The 2856-nt window shown below is 68.5% G+C and carries 3 protein-coding genes; all 3 read right to left on the bottom strand.

The window, feature by feature from the left end:
- Window positions 1-479 (bottom strand): Dyp-type peroxidase (locus VFG33_RS28425; protein ID WP_325056043.1); only part of this gene is annotated, 479 nt, incomplete at its 3' end.
- Between the two features lie 66 nt (window positions 480-545).
- Window positions 546-1961, bottom strand: a complete 1416-nt coding sequence (locus VFG33_RS28420) for a pyridoxal phosphate-dependent decarboxylase family protein (RefSeq protein WP_325056042.1) — start codon at window positions 1959-1961, stop codon at window positions 546-548.
- A partial coding sequence (locus VFG33_RS28415) for an MFS transporter (protein WP_325056041.1) occupies window positions 1958-2856 on the bottom strand: 899 nt, incomplete at its 5' end. The genes VFG33_RS28420 and VFG33_RS28415, both read right to left, overlap by 4 nt.

The following is a 2856-nucleotide window of genomic DNA, read 5'->3' as shown; positions in this document are numbered from 1 at the left end:
GTGCCGTCGACGAATCCCAGCAGGTCGCGCATCTCGAAGTACTTGAACCCATGCACCTCGTCGATCACGGTCGCGGCCCCGTCGAGCTCCAGCATGAACTGCTGGGCCAGCTCGAAGCAGAGGTCCAGCTGACCCGCCCGGATGTGGAACAGCAGGTCGCCGGGGGTCGAGATCGCCCGGTGCTTCGAGCCGTTCAGCTCGATGAAGGGATGCAGGTGCGCAGGGCGGGGACCGCTGAAGAGCCGCTCCCAGGCGTCGGAGCCGATGCTCGTGACGCAGGACAGGTTGCCGGCGGGCACCCGGAACCCGACTGCCCGGGTGAGGCCGTTGGCGCGTTCCAGCAGTGCGCGCGTCGTCTCCTCGCCGCCCGGCTCGATCCGGACCACCAGGAAGATGGCCGCCCCGGTCAGCGGCATCAGCACCGATTGCGGCAACACCGGGGTCGCTGCGGCCGGGCCAGGAGTCGAGTCGGTCACCATCAGTTCTCCTCCACGAAGTCATCGAACTGCTGCTCGCCAGCATGCAACAGGGATCTCTCCGGGTGATCAGGAGGGTCGCATCAGCCTGTCGAGGAAGGCGATCAGCAGCGCCTCGCGCAGCCGCGGGGGAGCGACGTCGAGCAACGCGTTCACCGGGGCCATCCGGTCCGGCAAGGTCCCGCTGGTCGCCGTACCGGCCAGGCCCGCGAGCGAGAGCAGGCCGGCGAAAGCGGCGTCGTCCAGCGTTGCCGGATCCAGTTCGCCGGCCGCGGCCACCAGCTCTGCGGGCACTCGAACCGGACCAACGGCCTGCGCGGCCTGGGTGGCTGTCTCCAGGGCCTGGACGAGTTCGTCCAGTCGCCCGGCCGTGGCCGCACTGACGGTGAGGTGCAGTGAGGCCGCCTGGTCGCGAAAGCTCAGCTGAGGTTGGACGAACCACCCGAGCGTCGCCATCTCGTCCGCGAGCGTGAAGACATCTGCCCGTTCATCACTCCGCAGCGCCACGAGGGTGGTGGAGGGGGCGGCGAGCACACTCAGGCCGTCAATCGCGGCAACCGCATCAGCCAGGCGGAGCGCGGCGTCGTACGACGTGCGCGCGAGCCGGCGGTAGCCGTTATCGCCGATGTGCTGGACGACGGCCCAGGCGGCGGCGACCGGTGCGCCTGACTTGGTGGACTGCATGGTCGAGTTGAGCATCGTGTAGCCAGGCCAGTCGGCATGCGCGAAGAACTGAGCCCGCCGCAGTGCCGCGTCCCGATGCAGCAGGATCGACGCGCCCTTCGGCGTGTAGGCGTACTTGTGCAGGTCGACCGAAATGCTCGTCACTCCCGGTACTGCGAAGTCGAACGCCGGCACGTCGACCCCGTCCAGCCGGAGATACGGCAGCACCCACCCGCCGATGCAGGCGTCTACATGGCACCGGATCCCGCGCTCTGCGGCGACCGCGGCAACAGCAGGGACCGGATCCATCACGCCATGCGCGTACGACGGAGCGCTGGCCACCACGAGCACTGTGGTGTCGTCACAGGCGGTGGCCATGTCGTCGGGCCGGGCACGGAAGGTCTCTGGATCGACATCGACAACCACAGCTCGCACACCGAAGTAGTGCGCGGCCTTGTGAAAGGCGGCATGAGCAGTGGATGGCAGGACCATGCTGGGTGAGCCAATGTCGGGTGATGCGTCGCGCGCAGCCTGCACAGCAAGGAGAATCGACTCGGTGCCGCCAGACGTGACAGTGCCGACCGCGGTGGTGCCTTGGAGCAACCGGGCCGCCCAGCCAACGAGATCGTTCTCGAGCTTGCGCAGGCTTGGGAACACCGTCGGGTCCAGCCCGTTGGTGGAGCCGTACAGAGCGAGTGCCTCGCGGCCGACCTCATCCGCCTCGGCCAGCCCGGAGTCGTATACATACGCGAGCGTGCTGCCGCCGTGCGTCGGCAGATCCCCACGCTGCAACTCCCACAACCGGGCCAGTACGTCGCTCATGCCGCCTCCAGTACTTCGTCAGCCGTCAGCCGGTATCTCCACAACGTGAACAAGCTGATGGCGATCAGCGAAGCAGGCACCACCGACAGTCCGACCACGATCGCCGTCAGGGCCGAATCCGGCTGGATCGCATCCTGTCCCGTGGACGACACATACCCACCGATCGCGAGCACCAGCGCGTACACGCCGGGACCGAGAGCCAAGCCGAGGGTTTCACCGGCAGTCCAGATCCCGGTGAAGACACCAGCCCTCCGCACTCCGCTCCGCGCCGCGTCCACCGCGGCGACGTCCGGGAGCATCGCCAACGGGAAAACCTGCGCGCCGGTGAATCCCACGCCGACCACGGCCGTCGCCAGGTACACGCACCAGGTGGGGACGTGGTTCGAGGCCGCGAGCCCGAGAGAGCCCAGCCCGAGGATCACCGAGGCCGCGAGGAAGCCGGTCCTCTTGCCGTACTTCTTGCCGACGACAAGCCACAGTGGGCTGACGAGCAGCGCCGGCCCGACCACACAGACGAAGCCGATCGTGGCCGCGCCCGGGTCCCGGAGTACGTAGCGGGCCAGGTAGTCGATGCCGGCCAGCATCGACCCGATCGCGAGTGCCTGCAGCATCAGGGTGATCAGGAGCCACCGGAAATCGGCGGCCTGGGCAACCACGCGTAATTGCTCTCGCAGGGTGCCCGTGGTCTCGACTGCAGGTCCTACAGGGGCTCGGCGCGTTCCGTAGTACGCGCCGACGGTGCCGAGGGCAAGCAGGACCGCGACGGCGAGGCCCATCACGCGGTAGCCGTCGCGGCCGCCGATGGCGTCGCGGATGGCGGGGGAGGCGCCGCCGCTGATCAGGATCGCGATGGTCAGGACCGCTACCCGCCACGACATCAGCCGGGTCCGCTCGG

The sequence above is a fragment of the Kribbella sp. genome, assembly GCF_035687465.1.
Lineage (GTDB): Bacteria > Actinomycetota > Actinomycetes > Propionibacteriales > Kribbellaceae > Kribbella.
The sequence above is the reverse complement of the archived record's forward strand: the minus strand, read 5'-3'. Positions and strand labels throughout refer to the sequence as shown.

Coding starts and splice junctions, on each gene's coding strand:
- VFG33_RS28420 (WP_325056042.1), bottom strand. CDS start 1,961: ATGAGCGACGTACTGGCCCGGTTGTGGGAGTTGCAGCGTGGGGATCTG.